This window comes from Pedococcus sp. P2_E5 (assembly GCF_056403895.1).
Genome location: NZ_JBFUEP010000030.1, coordinates 1 through 15,788, shown reverse-complemented (window position 1 = coordinate 15,788; position 15,788 = coordinate 1). Strand labels below are relative to the sequence as shown.

Here is a 15,788-nt window from a genome sequence, read left to right as displayed (position 1 = left end):
TGTGAAAGGCACGATGATGGAGCTCAGCCCCTCGGCCCATGAGGACACCTTCGCCCGCGACTCGTTGCCGCCGCGCGACCTGTGGCCGACCATCGAGTTCACCCTCCCCGAGCTGCAGTTCCCCGACCGGCTCAACGCCGCGACCTGGTTGCTCGACGACACCGTCGACAGGGTCGGTGCCGACCGTCCGGCGCTGCACGCCCCCGACGGGACGACGTGGACCTGCGGCGAGCTGCAGCAGCGGGCCAACCAGGTCGCCCAGGTGCTCACCGACGACCTCGGCCTGGTGCCGGGCAACCGGGTGCTGCTGCGCGCGCCGAACAACCCGTGGGTGGTGGCCTGCTGGTTCGGTGCCCTCAAGGCGGGCGCCGTCGTCGTCACCACGATGGCCGCCCTGCGAGCCGTCGAGATCACTCCCATCGTGGCCGCCTCCCGGCCGACCATCGCCCTGGTCGACCACCGGTTCGCCGCCGACCTGCATGCCGTTCGCGACGGTGGTGCGCCGGACCTCACCGTCGTGGAGTTCGGCGGCTCGGGGGAGGGCGACCTGGTGGCGCGGTGCGCCGCGAAGTCGGGTGAGTTCGTCGCGGTGGCAACGGCCGCCGACGACGTCGCCCTGCTGGGCCCGACGTCCGGCACCACCGGCGTCCCCAAGCTGACCATGCACTTCCACCGCGACATCGCGTCCATCGCCGAGACCTTCGGCAAGCACCTCGTGCAGCTGACGCCCGACGACGTCGTCGCCTGCACCGCGCCGCTGGCCTTCACCTTCGGCCTGGGTGCGCTGGTGGTCTTCCCCATCCGGGCAGGAGCGAGCTCCCTGCTCACCGAGAAGGCCACGCCCGCAGAGCTCGCCCAGCTCGTCCACGACCACGAGGTGACCACACTGTTCACCGCGCCCACGGCCTACCGGGCGATCGTCGTCGACGGCCACGTCGGGCTGCTCGCGGGCGTCCGCACCGCGGTATCGGCTGGTGAGCACCTCAACCCCGAGACGTGGCAGGCCGTCCTCGACCAGACCGGTCTGCGCATCATCGACGGCATCGGGTCGACCGAGCTGCTGCACGTCTTCGTGTCGGCGAGGGGAGACGACATCCGCCGCGGTGCGACCGGCAAGGCGGTGCCCGGATTCCGCGCCACGATCCTCGACGCCGACGGTCGCGAGGTCGGGCCGGACGTCCCCGGTCGCCTCGCCATCATCGGGCCCACCGGATGCCGGTACCTCAACGACGAGCGCCAGCGCGCCTACGTCCTGAACGGCTGGAACATCACCGGGGACACCTTCATCCGTGACGCCGACGGCTACTTCTACTACCAGGCCAGGTCCGACAACATGATCGTGTCGTCGGGCTACAACATCGGCGGGCCCGAGGTCGAGGGCGCGCTCGACCAGCACCCGGACGTGGCCGAGTGCGCGGTGGTCGGTCGGCCGGACCCCGAGCGCGGGTCGATCGTCTGCGCCTTCGTCGTGCTGCGCGCGGGAGTGGTGGGTGACCAGGCGAAGGCGCGCGAGCTCCAGGACTTCGTGAAGGCCCACATCGCTCCGTACAAGTACCCCCGGGACGTCCGCTTCGTCGACGTCCTGCCGCGCAACCCCAGCGGGAAGCTTCAACACTTCAAGTTGCGCCAGCAATTTGAACAAGGGCCCAGCAAATTGCGCCAGCAGCCTGAGCAAGAGCCCAGCAAGTTGCGGGAAAGCGTTGCCCGGGAAGGACAGTCGTGAAGATCGCGGTCATCGGCGGCGGCCCCGGCGGGCTGTACTTCGCCGCCCTCATGAAGCAGCTCGACCCCGCGCACGAGGTCACCGTGTGGGAGCGCAACGCGGCCTCCGACACCTTCGGCTTCGGGGTGGTCTTCTCCGACGAGACCCTGGGTGGCATCGGCAATGCCGACGAGCGGATCGCCGAGCAGATGGCCGACCGCTTCGCGCGCTGGACCGACATCGACATCCACTTCCGCGGCCAGCGGCACACCGTCGGTGGCCAGGGGTTCGCGGCGATGAGCCGCAAGGAGCTGCTGTCGCTCCTGCAGGCCCGGTGTGCCGAGCTCGGGGTCGACGTGCGCTTCTCGACCGTGGCTCCGGACGTCGAGGAGCTGCGCGCGACCCACGACCTCGTCCTCGCGGCGGACGGCGTCAACTCCGCCGTGCGACAGCGGTATGCCGACATCTTTCGTCCCAGCCTCGACCGCCGCCACAACAAGTTCATGTGGCTGGGGACCGACCTGGTCTTCGAGGCGTTCCAGTTCTACGTCAAGCAGACGCAGTGGGGGACGATGCAGATCCACGGCTATCCCTACTCCGACAAGGGTTCGACGTTCATCATCGAGATGCACGAGGACGTCTGGCGGGCGGCCGGCCTCGACGCCGACGAGGGGACCGAGTTCCCCCCCGGGGTCTCCGACGAGCAGTCGATCGCCCGGGTGGCCGAGATCTTCGCCGACGAGCTGGGGGGCCACGAGGTCCTCTCCAACAACTCCAAGTGGCTGAGCTTCACGACCGTCCGCAACGAGCGCTGGCACGACGACAACGTCGTCCTGCTCGGCGACGCGGCGCACACCGCGCACTTCTCCATCGGCTCCGGCACCAAGCTCGCCATGGAGGATGCGTTGGCCCTGGCCGCCTGCCTGCACGAGCACCCCGCCCTCGATGCCGCGCTCACGGCATACGAGACGGAACGGCGACCGGTCGTGGAGTCCACGCAGCGCGCGGCGCAGGCGTCATTGGAGTGGTTCGAGAACATCGGGCTGTACGAGGACCAGGACCCCACCCAGTTCTGCTTCAACCTGCTGACCCGGTCGCGGCGCATCACCTACGACGGGCTGCGCACCCGCGACGAGGAGTTCGCCACCCGGGTCGACGAGGCGTTCGCGGCGGCGCAGGGCGCGTCCGAGGTGGTGCCGGCGATGTTCCAGCCGATGCGGGTGGGAAACCTGGAGCTGAAGAACCGCATCATCGTCTCGCCCATGGACATGTACTCCGCCGTCGACGGTGTCCCCGGCGACTTCCACCTCGTGCACCTGGGGTCCAAGGCGCTCGGTGGGGCGGGACTCGTGATGACGGAGATGGTCTGCGTCTCGCCCGAGGGTCGGATCACCCCGGGCTGCACCGGGTTGTGGACCGACGAGCAGCGGGACTCCTGGGTCAAGGTCGTCGACTTCGTCCACGCGAACTCCACTGCTGCCATGGGGCTCCAGCTCGGTCACTCCGGCCGCAAGGGGTCGACCAAGCTCATGTGGGAGGGCATGGACGAGCCGCTCGACGCCGACAACTGGGAGGTCACCGGCCCGTCGGCGCTGGCCTACGGAGACGGGTGCCACCTGCCCCGCGAGGTGACCCGCACCGACATGGACGCGATCCGCGACGAGTTCGTGGCCGCCGCGAGGCGTGGGGCAGACGCGGGCTTCGACCTGCTCGAGCTGCACTGCGCCCACGGCTACCTCCTGTCGTCGTTCCTGTCGCCGATCTCCAACCAGCGCACCGACGAGTACGGCGGCTCGATCGAGAACCGGCTGCGGTTCCCGCTCGAGGTCTTCGACGCGGTGCGAGCTGCCTGGCCGGCGGAGCGTCCCCTCACGGTCCGCATCTCGGCGACCGACTGGATGCCCGACGGCAACGACGAGCACGACGCGGTCGAGCTGGCCCGGGCCTTCATCGCCCACGGCGCCGACGCCATCGACGTGTCCTCGGGACAGATCGCCAAGGAGGAGAAGCCGGCGTTCGGGCGGTCCTACCAGACTCCCTTCGCCGACCGGATCCGTCACGAGGTGGCTGCCGCGGCAGGCGTGGCAGTCATCGCCGTGGGTGCCATCTCGTCGCACGACGACGTCAACTCGATCCTCCTCGCCGGACGGGCCGACCTGTGTGCTCTGGGGCGGACCCACCTCTACGACCCGCAGTGGACCCTGCACGCGGCGGCGGAGCAGGAGTTCCGCGGGGCAGCCGCCGAGTGGCCGCTGCCCTTTGCCGCGGGGCGCCGCAAGCCGCCCACGGCTCGGACCGATGCGGTCCGTCCCCGGCTCTCGCTGATCAAGGAGACCGAGACCGACGAGCTGCCCACCCATCTTCGCTGGATGCCGGTGCGCGACCCGGCGGGGGTGGCCTGAGCGTGGGTGGCCCGACGGGGCCAGGGTCAGCGGTTGCCGCGGCGGGCGCCTCCGGAACCCATCGTGCCCGGGTCGAGTGGATGGACACGGACGCGGCCGGCCACCACCACAACACGGCCATCACCCGCTGGGTCGAGTCGGCGGAGGCTGAGCTGATGCGCGGGCGCGATGTGGCCGGCTACTTCGGTGTCGCGCCGCGGGTGCGCCACGAGGTCGACTACGAGGCGCGGCTCTGGTTCGGGCAGGGGATCACGGCCACCGTGGTGCTCGAACGCATCGGCACCAGCTCGATGACCTTCGGCTACGAGGTGTGGGGTGAGCCGTTCGAGGGCCGCCCCCGCACGCGGGCCGCCGTGGGCAGGTACGTCACCGTGCACGTGCCTGCAGGTGCGGAGGCCTCGCAGCCCTGGCCGGACTCGTGGCGTCGCTCGCTCGAAGCGGACAGGCCGTGAATCCGGACAAGCCCTGATTCCGGACAGATGGTGACCGGAAGCCTTCCTAGGCTGGTGGTAGAACCTCCGAAGGAGAGGTTGCGACGAGAGGACTGGCAGTGGACTACAAGATCGAGCTCATCCCCATCTCCGTCACGGACATCGACCGCACGAAGGCGTTCTACGAGGACGTCGTCGGGTGGCCGGCGGACCAGGACCAGGTCGTGGAGGAGGCGGGCCTGCGCTTCGTCCAGATCACGCCACCCGGGTCGGCCTGCTCGTTCTGCTTCGTCAAGGGCATGGAGATGCTGGGCGAGGGAGTGAAGCAGTACCTCCAGGTCGTGGTCGCCGATGCCGACGCCGCCCATGCCGAGCTCAAGGGCCGTGGCGTGGACGTGACCGAGGTCGAGGACCTGCCGTGGGGCCGGTTCACCCACTTCGAGGACCCGGACGGTAACCACTTCGCGCTCCAGGAGCTGCCCGACTACGCGGCGGGCCTGGCTGCCCGCGAGGCGGCTGTCGCAGCCGCCTCAAGCACGGGCGACGCCTCCTAGGAGTGAGAGGGGTCGCGGACCTCGGCCGTGGCCCGGGGCCGGCGCAGCAGCAGCCCGGCCACCAGGGCACCCAGCGTGCCGAGCGCCTCGTCCCCGAGGGTGTCCTGGTAGGCCGTGTCCAGCTCGGTCCCGTGGCGGATGAACGTGTACCACTCGCCCAGCTCCCACCCGATCGCCAGCACGGCCCCGAGTCCGGTCACGAGCAGGACCCGTGCCCACGGCATACGAATCCCTTGCAGCAGTAGCAGACCCAGGCCGGCGCACAGCAGCACCCAGTTGACGAAGTGGTTGGCGTCGTCCCACCACGTCACCGAGTCGTAGAGGTCCAGGGTGTTGCCGCTGACGTCGATGAGGAACGGTGTCATGACCAGGGCGAAGGCCAGCCAGGGCACCCCGCCACGCCGACCCCGCTGAGCCAGCCACCAGACCGCCGGGACGACCAGCATCATGACCGGGTAGGCCACGAGTCGCGCCCCGAACGCCTTGCCATCGAACTGCTCCAGGCCGCCGGCGAAGGTGCCCAGAGCCAGCTGCCCGACGGTCAGCACCAGCACGCCGGCGGGCAGCCACCACGAGCGCCACCAGCCCCTGTCGTCAGCCATGTCGTGGATCCTGCCGCACTGGCGACGTCAGGGTGTCGGACGCGCCCGAACCGCCGCGGGCCAGGGGGCGCCCGCGGCGTGCCCGGGCTCAGTCAGGCAGCGGGCCGGTGGTCTCGACCTGGTTCAGCACCTCGCACGAGCCCTCGACGGCGAAGTCGTTGCCCTGCTGGCCGTTGCAGACGTCGAAGGAGGGGCCTTGCGCCACCGGGATCGGGTTGTCGCCCGTCATGAGGTCGTCCCCGCTGCCGGCGAGCAGCACGTCGTTGCCGAAGTTGCCGACGACGGTGTCGTTGCCGTCGCCGCCGTTGACGACGTCGTCCGCCGGACCGCCGAACAGCTCGTCGTCCCCCGCCTCACCCATGACGTTGTCGGCACCCATCTGGCCCGTCGCGAAGTCGTTGCCGCTCCCCGCGCGGATCGCGTCGTCGCCGCCCTCGCCGGCCAGGGCGTCGTCGTCCCTCCCGCCGGTCAGCAGGTCCGCCCCACCAGGGACGTTCATCCCTCCCGGGTTGCCCAGCAGGAACGTCTCGCCCGTGTCGCCGAGGATGAAGTCGCTCCCGTCGCCGCCGTCGAGCCGGTCGTTGCCGGGCCCGCCGCAGATCAGGTCGTCGCCCCCGCCGCCCGTGACCACGTCGTCGCCCGCTCCCGCCAGGATGACGTCCGGTCCGGGCGTGCCGACGATGCGGTCGGGTCCTGCGGTGCCGACGATGGTCGCCGTCTCCACCTCGAAGATCAGCAGGCACGGGTCGGGTTCGTCCTGGGCCGAGGCCGCGGGCGCGAGCCCGAGGGTCAGCACGAGGGCTCCTGTGGCGATGAATGGCAGTCTGCGCATGACGAACTTCCTCCCAGGTCGGCGGGCGCTTGTGGGCCCACCGACCACCGTCCCGTGTCCGATCTGGCGCGTCATGGCGCAAACGTCCTAGTACGCCGTGGTCTGTGGCCTTGTCGTGTGTCTACTGTCCGGAGCCCGCTCACGCGGCGTAGACCGCGACCTCGCTCGCCTTGATCGTGAAGACCACCTCGGTGCCGGGAGCCAGGTGGAGCTCGGCCAGGGCCGCCGGCGTGATGTCCGCCGAGAGGTATGCCGTGTGCACACGCACCTGGTGACCGTGCGGTTCGAGGTCGGTCACCGTCCCCCGGATGACGTTGCGGGGGCTGCCTGTGGGGGCCTCGAGGTAGACGCCGACGGCGTTGGGGTTGAACACGGCCACGGCCGGCTGGCCGTCACCCAGGACGTCCTCCGTGAGCCCCTCGACACGCATCCCCTCGGGCGTCGAGACCGTTGCCCCGTGGGCGGTTCCGCGCACCAGGTTGAGACCCGCGATGCGGGCGGCGAAGCCGCTCGTCGGCCGGGTGAGCACCCGGGACGTGGGTCCCTGCTCGACGACCTGGCCGTCCTCGACGACGGCGATGTCGTCGGCCAGCAGGACCGCGTCGAGGATGTCGTGGGTGACCAGGACCGTGGTGCGGTCCTCGAGGACACGGCGCAGCAGCTGGCGGATCGCGGGCGCGGACTCGACGTCCAGGGCGGACAGCGGCTCGTCGAGCAGGAGCAGGTGCGGCTCGGTGGCCAGGGCGCGGGCGATGGCCACGCGCTGGGCCTGGCCGCCGGAGAGCGCCGCAGGTCGTCGGTCTGCGAACGCCTCGGCGTCGACCCGGGCGAGCCACTGCCGCGCCCGTTCGCGGGCCCGGCCGCGCGGCATACCGGCGCTGCGCGGGCCGAAGGCGACGTTGTCGAGCACCGACAGGTGCGGGAACAGTCGTGCCTCCTGGGCGAGCAGGGCCACGCCTCGCGCGTGCGGCGGCACCCATTCGCCGTGGCCTGAGCCGACGCCAGAGTCGTTGCTGGAGAAGAGGATCCGGTCATCGAGGGTGATCTGGCCAGAGGCGGGGCGCAGGAGCCCGGCGATGGAGGCGAGCGCCGTGGACTTGCCCGCACCGTTCGGCCCGAGCAGCGCCAGCGTGCGGCCGGCCTCGACGGCGACTGTGAGGTCGACGCCGCGGTGGGGGAGGCGGATCTGCGCGTGGAGCTTCACAACGCCGTCCTCGACCGTCGGGTCAGGGCGATCACCACGGTGGCGACGACGACGAGGACCAGCGACAGGGCGACTGCCGCCTGGGGATCGGTCTCACGCTGGAGGTAGATCTCGAGTGGCAGCGTGCGCGTGACGCCCTGGAGGCTGCCGGCGAAGGTGATCGTGGCCCCGAACTCGCCCAGCGCCCTGGCGAAGGCGAGCACGGCGCCCGACGCGAGTCCGGGGAGGACCAGCGGCAGGGTCACCCGCAGGAACACCGTCGTCGGGTGGGCGCCGAGGGTCGCGGCCACCTCCTCGAAGCGCTGTCCACCAGTGCGCAACGCACCCTCGAGGCTGACCACGAGGAACGGCAGGGCGACGAAGGTCTGGGCCATCACGACGGCGGTCGTGGAGAAGGCGATCTGGAGCCCGAGGACCTCGATGGTGTGGCCGAGCAGGCCTCGCCGACCGAACGTGTAGAGCAGGGCGATGCCGCCGACCACCGGGGGGAGCACGAGGGGGAGCAAGACCAGCGATCGGGCGATCGACTGCCCGCGGAACTCGGTGCGCGCCAGGACCAGCGCCATCGGCACGCCGAACACGATGCACAGCGCAGTGCTCGCGACCGAGGTGCGCAGGCTCAAGGACAGGGCGGCGCGGGAGGAGTCCGAGGTGATCAGGGTGCCGAAGCTGCCCCACTCGATCCGGGTGAGCATCGCCACCAGGGGGAGCACCACGAACAACGCGCCGACCGCTGCGGGGACGAACACCCAGGCGGGAAGTCCCAGCCGTGGTCGTCGTTGCGGCGTTGAAGCAACCAGAGGCACGACAGGCTACGGCTTCGCGAACCCGGCGGTGGCGAGGATGCCCTGACCCGGCTCGCCCGTGACGGCCTGGAGGAACGCGACCGCCAGCGCAGAGTTCTTGCTGCTCTTGAGGGTCGCGATAGGGTAGGTGTTCACAGCAGCCGAGGACTCGGCGAACTCGATGCCCTTGACCTTGTCACCGGCCCCCGTGACGTCGGTGACGTAGACGAGCCCGGCGTCGGCCTCACCCGAGGTCACCTTGCCGAGGACGTCGGTGACCGACTGCTCCTCGCTCACCGGCCTGATGTCGATCCTGGCGGCCGTCTCGACCTTGGCGGCGGCGGACCCGCAGGGAACGGCCGGAGCGCACAGGACGACCTTGATGCCGGGCTCGGCGAGGTCGGCGAGGCTCGTGACCTTCGCCGGGTTGCCCGGGGGGACGGCGATCTCGAGGGTGTTGGACGCGAAGTTGACCGGGGTGGCCGCGGTGAGCGAGTCGCCGGTCGCCTTGTCCATGTTCGTGGTGTCGGCCGAGGCGAAGACGTCCGCGGGCGCCCCCTGCTGGAGCTGGGCGACCAGGTCGGAGGAGCCGGCGAAGTTGAAGGTGACCGTGGCGCCGGGGTGGGCCTTCTCGAACTCCGCGCCGATCGCGGTGAACGTCTTCTTCAGGGACGCGGCCGCGAAGACGGTGAGCTCACCCGAGAGCGCGTCGGGCGAGGACGAGGACGAGGATGAGCCGGAGCTCGTGGTGTCGCCGGCGTCGGACCCACACGCTGCCGTCGCGAGGACGAGCGCCGCGGCGGCAAGGGCGGCGAGCCATGCGATGGGGCGGATCATGATGCTCCTTGCGGTGTCTCGACGATCACGGTCGTGGACTTGACGACGGCGATGGCGACGGAGCCCAGCTCGAGCCTGAGGTCGTCCACGGCCTCGGAGCTCATCAGGGACACCACTCGGAACGGCCCGCACTGCATCTCGACCTGGGCCATCACGGTGTCGCGCTTGATGTCGGTGACGAGGCCCACGAACCGGTTGCGAGCCGATCGACCGACTCCGGACGGGTCCGCCACGGCGTGCGCCTGGTCGCGGGCGAGCAGGGCGACCTGGTAACCGTCGACGACCTTGCGCCCCGCCTCGTCGGCGCTGGCTTCGAGGGCGCCGCTGTCCACCCAGCGCCGCACCGTGTCGTCGCTGACGCCGAGGAACGACGCGGCATCCTTGATCCTCATCAGCGGCATGAGAACCACTCTAGGTCCGTGCCTGCGGTCAAGCCAAGGGAATCATTCCGCTTCTGCGGTCCTGAGTCTGGTCAGGACGTCTCGGCGGCCGATGAGGACGCTCGGCGGCGTCCGATGAGGACGCTCGGCGGCGTCCGGCTAGGACGGCTCGGCGGCGTCGGGCTCGGGCGGCTCGGCGGCGCCGTCGCGGTCGTCGCGCTCCGCCCACTCGAGCAGCTGGTCGATCTCGAACACCGCATCGTCGATTCCCGCGTGCAGGTCGCCGAGCTCGGCGTACCGTGCGGGCATCGTCGCGATCGTGAAGTCGTCAGGCTCGACGTCGTCGACCTCGTCCCACCGGATCGGCGCCGACACGGTCCCGATCGCGTTGCCGCGCACCGAGTAGGCCGCGGCGATGGTGTGGTCCCGCGCGTTCTGGTTGTAGTCGACGAACAGGTCCGCAGGGTCGCGGTCCTTGCGCCACCACGCGGTGGTGACGTCGTCCGGCATGCGCCGCTCCACCTCGCGCGCGAACGCGAGCGCGCCCCGCCGCACGTCCTTGAACCCCCAGTCCGGCGCGATCCGCACGTAGATGTGCATCCCGGACCCGCCACTGGTCTTGGGCCAACCGACCGCGCCCAGCTCGTCGAGCACCTCGTGCGCCACGTGGGCCACGCGCTGCACCCGGTCCCACGGGCAGTCGGGGCCGGGATCGAGGTCGATCCGCCACTCGTCCGGCTTCTCCACGTCGGCCCGCCTGCTGTTCCAGGGGTGGAACTCGACCGTCGACATCTGCACCGCCCAGATCACCTGGGCCAGCTCGGTGACGCACAGCTCGTCGGCCTTGCGGTTGTAGCGCGGGAACGTCACCCGCACCGTCTGCAGCCAGGGCGGCGCCCCGTGCGGCACCCGCTTCTGGTGCACCTTGTCGCCGGCGATCCCCGAGGGAAAGCGGTGCATCATGCACGGCCGCTCCCTCAGCGCGTTGACGATCCCGTCGCCCACCGACAGGTAGTACTTGACCAGGTCGAGCTTGGTCTCGCCGCGGGCCGGGAAGTACTCGCGCTCCGGGTTGGTGATCCGCACGTCGCGATCGCCGACCTCCAGCACGATCGCGGGCGATCCCTTGGTTGCCATGTCCCCACGCTACGGGTGGGTATGCCGCCCTGCCACGCCGCGGCATACCTCCCCTTGATCGGGTTCAGGGACAAAGGGGACCTTCACCCGAGAACGGTTCCGGGGTGAGGCAACAAAGTCCCGGGACCCGACAAGGGTGCGGCGCGGGCGGTCGTATGCTCGGCGCATGCTCGAGCAGAAGCGCATCCTCGCCACCAGCATCCCCGGCCCCAAGAGCCAGGCCCTCCAGCAGCGCAAGCTCGCGGCAGTGTCGGCCGGGGTCGGCACCGGTCTGCCCGTCTACATCGAGCAGGCGGCGGGCGGGATCCTGCGCGACGTCGACGGCAACCAGCTCATCGACTTCGGGTCGGGCATCGCCGTCACGACGGTCGGCAACGGCAACCAGCGCATCATCGACGCGGTGACCGCACAGATCAACGACTTCACCCACACCTGCTTCATGGTCACGCCCTACGAGGAGTACCTCGAGGTGGCCGAGGTGCTCGCGGAGGTCACGCCGGGAACGCACGAGAAGCGTTCCGCGCTCTTCAACTCCGGCTCCGAGGCCGTCGAGAACGCCGTCAAGGTGGCCCGCCACTTCACCGGGCGGCAGGGCGTCGTCGCGTTCGACCACGCGTACCACGGGCGCACCAACCTCACGATGGGCCTGACCGCGAAGAACATGCCCTACAAGCACCGGTTCGGGCCGTTCGCGAGCGAGATCTACCGTGTGCCGATGGCCTACCCCTACCGCTGGCCGACGGGTCCGGAGGCCTGCGCCGACGAGGCGTTCGCGGAGTTCGTCGACCTCGTGCACGCCCAGGTCGGCGAGGACAACACGGCGGCCGTCATCCTCGAGCCGATCCAGGGTGAGGGCGGGTTCATCGTGCCGGCGCCGGGCTTCATGAAGAAGGTCTCGGACTGGTGCACCGAGCAGGGGATCCTGTTCATCGCCGACGAGGTGCAGACCGGGTTCTGTCGCACCGGTGACTGGTTCGCCTCCGACCACGAGGAGGTCGTTCCCGACCTGATCACCACGGCCAAGGGCATCGCGGGAGGTATGCCGCTGGCGGCCCTCACCGGTCGCGCCGACGTCATGGACGCGATCCACGTCGGCGGTCTGGGAGGCACCTATGGCGGCAACCCCGTCGCCTGCGCGAGTGCCCTCGCCGCCATCGAGACGATGAAGGCCGACGACCTCGTCGGACGGGCGCGCGCCGTCGAGGCGTTGTTCCGCCCGAGGCTCGAGGCGCTGGCTGACAAGTACGGCGTGATCGGCGACATCCGCGGTCGCGGGGCGATGCTGGCCGTCGAGCTCGTCAGCGACCCGGAGCACAAGACTCCCGACCCGGACCTCACCGGCCGGATCAACAAGGCCTGCCACGCGTCCGGGCTGGTCACGCTGACCTGCGGCACGTTCGGCAACGTGTTCCGGTTCCTGCCGCCGCTGTCCGCGGGCGACGACCTGCTCGCCGAGGGGCTCGACATCCTCGAGGAAGCGTTCGCCCAGTCCGTCTGACGATCGCCTCACACCCGTCGCCGGGCTAGGTGCGCTGGACGCGGCGCCTGTCGATCAGCGCCCACCGCAGCGCGGCGACCGCCACCCAGCCGAGCCCGTAGAGCAGCAAGGTTGCCCACGAGGGGTACGGGTTGCCGACGACGGCCGTGACCCCGACAAGGAACACGACGACGAGCACGACTTCGCACGCCGCCTGCGCGAGCGCCTGGGCGAACGTGGTCGGGCGCCGAATCAGGGCTTCGAGCATGGTTCCCTCCCTCACAGGACAGGTGGGGTCACCTCTCACGGAGAAGGACGCGGGACGCGCGAGATCGGGACGCCGGGCCCGGCACAGGGCTCGCCTGCGCCGACAGGCCTGGCGTCCTGCGGACGCCTACTGCGTGGCGCTACTGCTCGCGCACTGTTTACCTCGCCGACGCGTGTCGGTTACCGGTCGGGCCACCTCGGGCTGTTAGAAAAGGTGAGACCCGGCCAAGTATGAGTTGGCCGGGTCTCGTGTCCCCCGAGGGGGACTGGCCTCCCGAGGGAGGTTCGATGATCTTGACCCATCTGCGCGCCTCCCGCAAGAGGTGGATGAGCCCGAGTTTCTCCGCCGGTCTCGCGACCTACGGGCTGGCTGGCACCTAGCCGACCGGCTGGAAGTAGTGCTTCTCCATCCAGTGGCCGACCTTGCGACCGGTGTTCGCTCCCACCACGTCAGCGGTGCGGAAGTGGATGCCGCCCCAGACCCGCGCGTCGATGATCTCCTTCATGGCCAGCGACAGCCGGCTGAAGTCCCGGGTCTCGCCCGGGTAGCGGCTCGACGTCATGTGGACGGCCACCTTGTCGGTGCCGAAGAACGTCCGGACGGCGTCGAGGGTGGCGCCGCTGACGCAGCCGTGGCCCGAGGGGTGCTCGGGGAAGGGCGGGTTCACCAGCGGGGGCGTGGTCGCGGTGGCAGGGTCGAAGTGCGGACGCCAGTTGGGATCGGCCATCGTGTCCGGGTTGTCGTCCGTGCCGGCCTCTCGGATGGCTGCCACTGGCCGCCAGTAGTTCCAGTGGTACTTGGCGTCCCAGCAGGCGATCGCACCGTCTGCCCCGGCCAGGCTCATCGTGGCGATCAGCCGAGCCCCCTCGGCGGCGCTGAGGCCGTGGCGGGTGATGAGGTCACGTGCCATGCCGTGCCACAGGGGCGCGGGCGCGGTCTGCCAGAAGATGGCCGCCTTCGTCTGGTCCGCGGTACGCCGTGTGCTGGTGAGCGAGCCGAGCGCCTTGACCTCGTTGAAGTCCTTCGTGTACTCGGCGCTCGTCAAGGCGTTCGGAGCGGACGAGCGGAACTGGTCGGGGCTCCTCATGAGGAACGGCCGCAGCTGCCCCACCCACGGGTCAGGGTCGAGGGCGGTCGCAGGTGAGGGTCGCCAGTCGCCCGGCTCGGTCCCGAGGTCGAACGTGAAGGGCGACATGAAGCCATCACCCCTTCGGGAGTCGACCATGGCCGCGGCGGCAGCCTTGCCGGCGCGAACGCCCTCGTCCTCGCCGGCTCCGTCCGGCACGGCCGCCAGGCTGGTCGTCAGGGCGGTGTCGAGCGCGGCCACCTGTGCCTGCGGCACGATCGCCACCAGGACGTCGTGGGCGGCGGTCGCGATCGCCGCGTCGGTCGAGGCCCACGGCTTGATGTCCAGGGCTGCGACGTCGAGTCGGTAGGGCTGGTGGCTCCGGTCGATGGCGTTCACCGCGTCGTAGACGGCGCCGGCGACCATGGCGATGCCTCGGGTCTGGCCGTGGGCCGAGGGTCGCAGTGGGGTGGTGAGACCTTGTGCTGTGATGTTCCACTGCAGCAGGACGCCCGGGCCGGTTGGGGCGGCCGCGGGATCGGCCGTGGCAGGCGCTCCGGACATCGCCGCAACCGCAGTGCCCAGGGCGGCGGTGAGGGCGAGGCCGGCACCGCGGTGCCAACGACGAAGCGGTCGGGGACCGCGTGGGGGTGTCTGGTGGACCGTCCCTGCGCCAGTCCGTGAGTGTGCTCTCATGGCGGGTCCCTTCGACGAGGGCCCGAGGGAGGCACGTGCGGGGTGCCGACGTCCCGGTCAGGCCCAGCTCACCATCGTGGCAGCAGCCTGCGGACCCCGGATCGGTCGAAGTGCGCACCCCGGATCGGTCGAAGTGCGTAGCGGCCGGAGTCGTCAGCGAGGAGGCATGCGGAGCGCGCCGTCGAGCCGGATGACCTCGCCGTTGAGCATGCCGTTGTCGACGATGTGCGCGACGAGGTTGGCGTACTCGTCGGGGTTACCCAGGCGTGACGGGTGCGGCACCTGGGCCTCGAGGACGGCAGTGGCCTCCGGCGGAAGACCCGCGAGCATCGGGGTCATGAACGTCCCCGGCGCGACCGTCATCACGCGAATTCCCTTGTCCGCCAGGTCGCGAGCGGCACTCAGGGTGAGGCCGACGACGCCACCCTTGCTCGCGGCATACGCGGCCTGGCCGATCTGTCCGTCGTAGGCGGCGATCGACGCGGTCATGACGATGACGCCGCGGTCGGCGTCGACGGGCTCGTTCTCGAGCATTGCCGCGGCGGTGAGGCGAAGCACGTTGAAGGTGCCGATCAGGTTGATGTTGATGACGTTGGCGAACTGCTCGAGCGGCAACGGGCCGCGCTTGCCGACCACGCGACCGGGCGTGCCGACCCCCGCGCAGTTGACGACGATTCGCAGTGTCCCGAGCTCACGCGCCACATCGACCGCAGCCTGGACCTGCGCCTCGTCGCGGACATCGGTCCCCACGAACCGCGCGCGCTCGCCGAGCTCCAGGGCCAGCGCCTCACCGGGGGAGGACGGCAGGTCGAGGATGACGACCGTGGCACCGTCGGCGTGCAAGCGGCGGACGGTGGCGCCGCCCAGGCCGCTGGCTCCGCCGGTGACGAGGGCGACGGTGGAATCGGTGATCTGCATGGCGTCAGTCTCTCTTGGAGGAGCTCTTGAGGAGCTGGCGGCTGATGACGAGCCGCTGGATCTGGTTGGTGCCCTCGAAGATCTGGGTCACCTTGGCCTCGCGCATGTAGCGCTCGAGCGGGAAGTCCTGGGTGTAGCCCGCGCCGCCGAGCACCTGCACGGCGTCGGTGGTGACGCGCATGGCGTTGTCGGTGCAGACCAGCTTGGCCACTGCCGCCTCCTTGGTGAACAGTCGGCCGGCATCGTGCAGCCGGGCGGCGTGGAGGTAGGCCGCGCGGGCCGACGTCACGCCGGMCTCCATGTCGGCGAGGAGGAACGCGAGCCCCTGGTTGTCGCCGATCGGTCGCCCGAACTGCTCGCGCTCCTTGGCGTAGGCGACGGCCTGGTCGAGCGCTGTCTGAGCCAAACCCGTTGCGGCAGCGGCGATTCCGAGCCGACCGGTGTCGAGGGCCGACAGGGCGATTGTCATTCCTTGACCGGCGCCGCCCACCAGGCGG

The 15,788-nt window shown here is 70.4% G+C and carries 16 protein-coding genes; 5 read left to right on the top strand and 11 right to left on the bottom strand.

The window, feature by feature from the left end; all coding sequences use genetic code 11:
* The first annotated feature begins 16 nt into the window (after window positions 1–16).
* From AC1DVZ_RS11530 to AC1DVZ_RS11515, 4 genes are all read left to right on the top strand, one after another.
* Window positions 17–1,723, top strand: coding sequence for an AMP-binding protein (locus AC1DVZ_RS11530; protein WP_477618337.1), 1,707 nt, complete (start codon window positions 17–19; stop codon window positions 1,721–1,723).
* On the top strand, window positions 1,720–4,104 hold the full coding sequence (locus AC1DVZ_RS11525; RefSeq protein ID WP_477618336.1) for a bifunctional salicylyl-CoA 5-hydroxylase/oxidoreductase: 2,385 nt from the start codon (window positions 1,720–1,722) through the stop codon (window positions 4,102–4,104). Before AC1DVZ_RS11530 ends, AC1DVZ_RS11525 begins: the two co-directional genes overlap by 4 nt.
* Window positions 4,105–4,184: 80 nt before the next feature.
* Window positions 4,185–4,556 carry an acyl-CoA thioesterase gene (locus AC1DVZ_RS11520; RefSeq protein WP_477618335.1) on the top strand — a complete coding sequence of 124 codons (372 nt, stop codon included), beginning with the start codon at window positions 4,185–4,187 and terminating at the stop codon, window positions 4,554–4,556.
* 98 nt (window positions 4,557–4,654) lie between these two features.
* Window positions 4,655–5,089 carry a VOC family protein gene (locus AC1DVZ_RS11515; RefSeq protein ID WP_477618334.1) on the top strand — a complete coding sequence of 145 codons (435 nt, stop codon included), beginning with the start codon at window positions 4,655–4,657 and terminating at the stop codon, window positions 5,087–5,089.
* On the opposite strand, the gene AC1DVZ_RS11510 is transcribed toward AC1DVZ_RS11515, so the two are convergent.
* The 7 genes from AC1DVZ_RS11510 to ligD all read right to left on the bottom strand — a co-directional run bounded on the left by AC1DVZ_RS11510 (window position 5,086) and on the right by ligD (window position 10,866).
* Window positions 5,086–5,691, bottom strand: coding sequence for a DUF2238 domain-containing protein (locus tag AC1DVZ_RS11510; protein ID WP_477618333.1), 606 nt, complete (start codon window positions 5,689–5,691; stop codon window positions 5,086–5,088). The genes AC1DVZ_RS11515 and AC1DVZ_RS11510 overlap by 4 nt on opposite strands.
* An 88-nt stretch (window positions 5,692–5,779) precedes the next feature.
* Window positions 5,780–6,523, bottom strand: a complete 744-nt coding sequence (locus AC1DVZ_RS11505; protein WP_477618332.1) for a calcium-binding protein — start codon at window positions 6,521–6,523, stop codon at window positions 5,780–5,782.
* Window positions 6,524–6,662: 139 nt separating this feature from the next.
* Entirely contained in the window at window positions 6,663–7,727 is a 1,065-nt protein-coding gene (locus tag AC1DVZ_RS11500; RefSeq protein WP_477618331.1) for a sulfate/molybdate ABC transporter ATP-binding protein, read from the bottom strand.
* On the bottom strand, window positions 7,724–8,533 hold the full coding sequence (locus AC1DVZ_RS11495; protein WP_477618330.1) for an ABC transporter permease: 810 nt from the start codon (window positions 8,531–8,533) through the stop codon (window positions 7,724–7,726). The genes AC1DVZ_RS11500 and AC1DVZ_RS11495 overlap by 4 nt, the downstream gene beginning before the upstream one ends.
* Before the next feature lie 6 nt (window positions 8,534–8,539).
* The gene (gene modA, locus AC1DVZ_RS11490; protein ID WP_477618329.1) at window positions 8,540–9,349 is read right to left on the bottom strand and encodes a molybdate ABC transporter substrate-binding protein; all 810 of its coding nucleotides are present in this window, start codon (window positions 9,347–9,349) and stop codon (window positions 8,540–8,542) included.
* Window positions 9,346–9,750 carry a TOBE domain-containing protein gene (locus AC1DVZ_RS11485; protein ID WP_477618328.1) on the bottom strand — a complete coding sequence of 135 codons (405 nt, stop codon included), beginning with the start codon at window positions 9,748–9,750 and terminating at the stop codon, window positions 9,346–9,348. Before AC1DVZ_RS11485 ends, modA begins: the two co-directional genes overlap by 4 nt.
* A gap of 138 nt (window positions 9,751–9,888) precedes the next feature.
* Window positions 9,889–10,866: a non-homologous end-joining DNA ligase gene (gene ligD / locus AC1DVZ_RS11480; protein ID WP_477618327.1), complete on the bottom strand. Its 978-nt coding sequence runs from the start codon at window positions 10,864–10,866 to the stop codon at window positions 9,889–9,891.
* A gap of 166 nt (window positions 10,867–11,032) precedes the next feature.
* On the opposite strand from ligD, the gene gabT reads away from it, so the two are divergent.
* On the top strand, window positions 11,033–12,364 hold the full coding sequence (gabT, locus tag AC1DVZ_RS11475) for a 4-aminobutyrate--2-oxoglutarate transaminase (protein ID WP_477618326.1): 1,332 nt from the start codon (window positions 11,033–11,035) through the stop codon (window positions 12,362–12,364).
* A 25-nt stretch (window positions 12,365–12,389) separates the two neighbouring features.
* Here the strand turns inward: gabT and AC1DVZ_RS11470 are convergent, their stop codons facing one another.
* The 4 genes from AC1DVZ_RS11470 to AC1DVZ_RS11455 form a co-directional block, all read right to left on the bottom strand.
* Window positions 12,390–12,611, bottom strand: a complete 222-nt coding sequence (locus AC1DVZ_RS11470) for a hypothetical protein (protein WP_477618325.1) — start codon at window positions 12,609–12,611, stop codon at window positions 12,390–12,392.
* Between the two features lie 376 nt (window positions 12,612–12,987).
* Window positions 12,988–14,373, bottom strand: a complete 1,386-nt coding sequence (locus tag AC1DVZ_RS11465) for a vanadium-dependent haloperoxidase (RefSeq protein ID WP_477618324.1) — start codon at window positions 14,371–14,373, stop codon at window positions 12,988–12,990.
* A gap of 153 nt (window positions 14,374–14,526) precedes the next feature.
* A complete protein-coding gene (locus AC1DVZ_RS11460; protein ID WP_477618323.1) occupies window positions 14,527–15,291 on the bottom strand; it encodes an SDR family NAD(P)-dependent oxidoreductase in 765 nt (254 codons plus the stop codon).
* 4 nt (window positions 15,292–15,295) lie between these two features.
* Window positions 15,296–15,788: acyl-CoA dehydrogenase family protein (locus AC1DVZ_RS11455; protein WP_477618322.1), on the bottom strand; the 493-nt coding region annotated here is incomplete at its 5' end.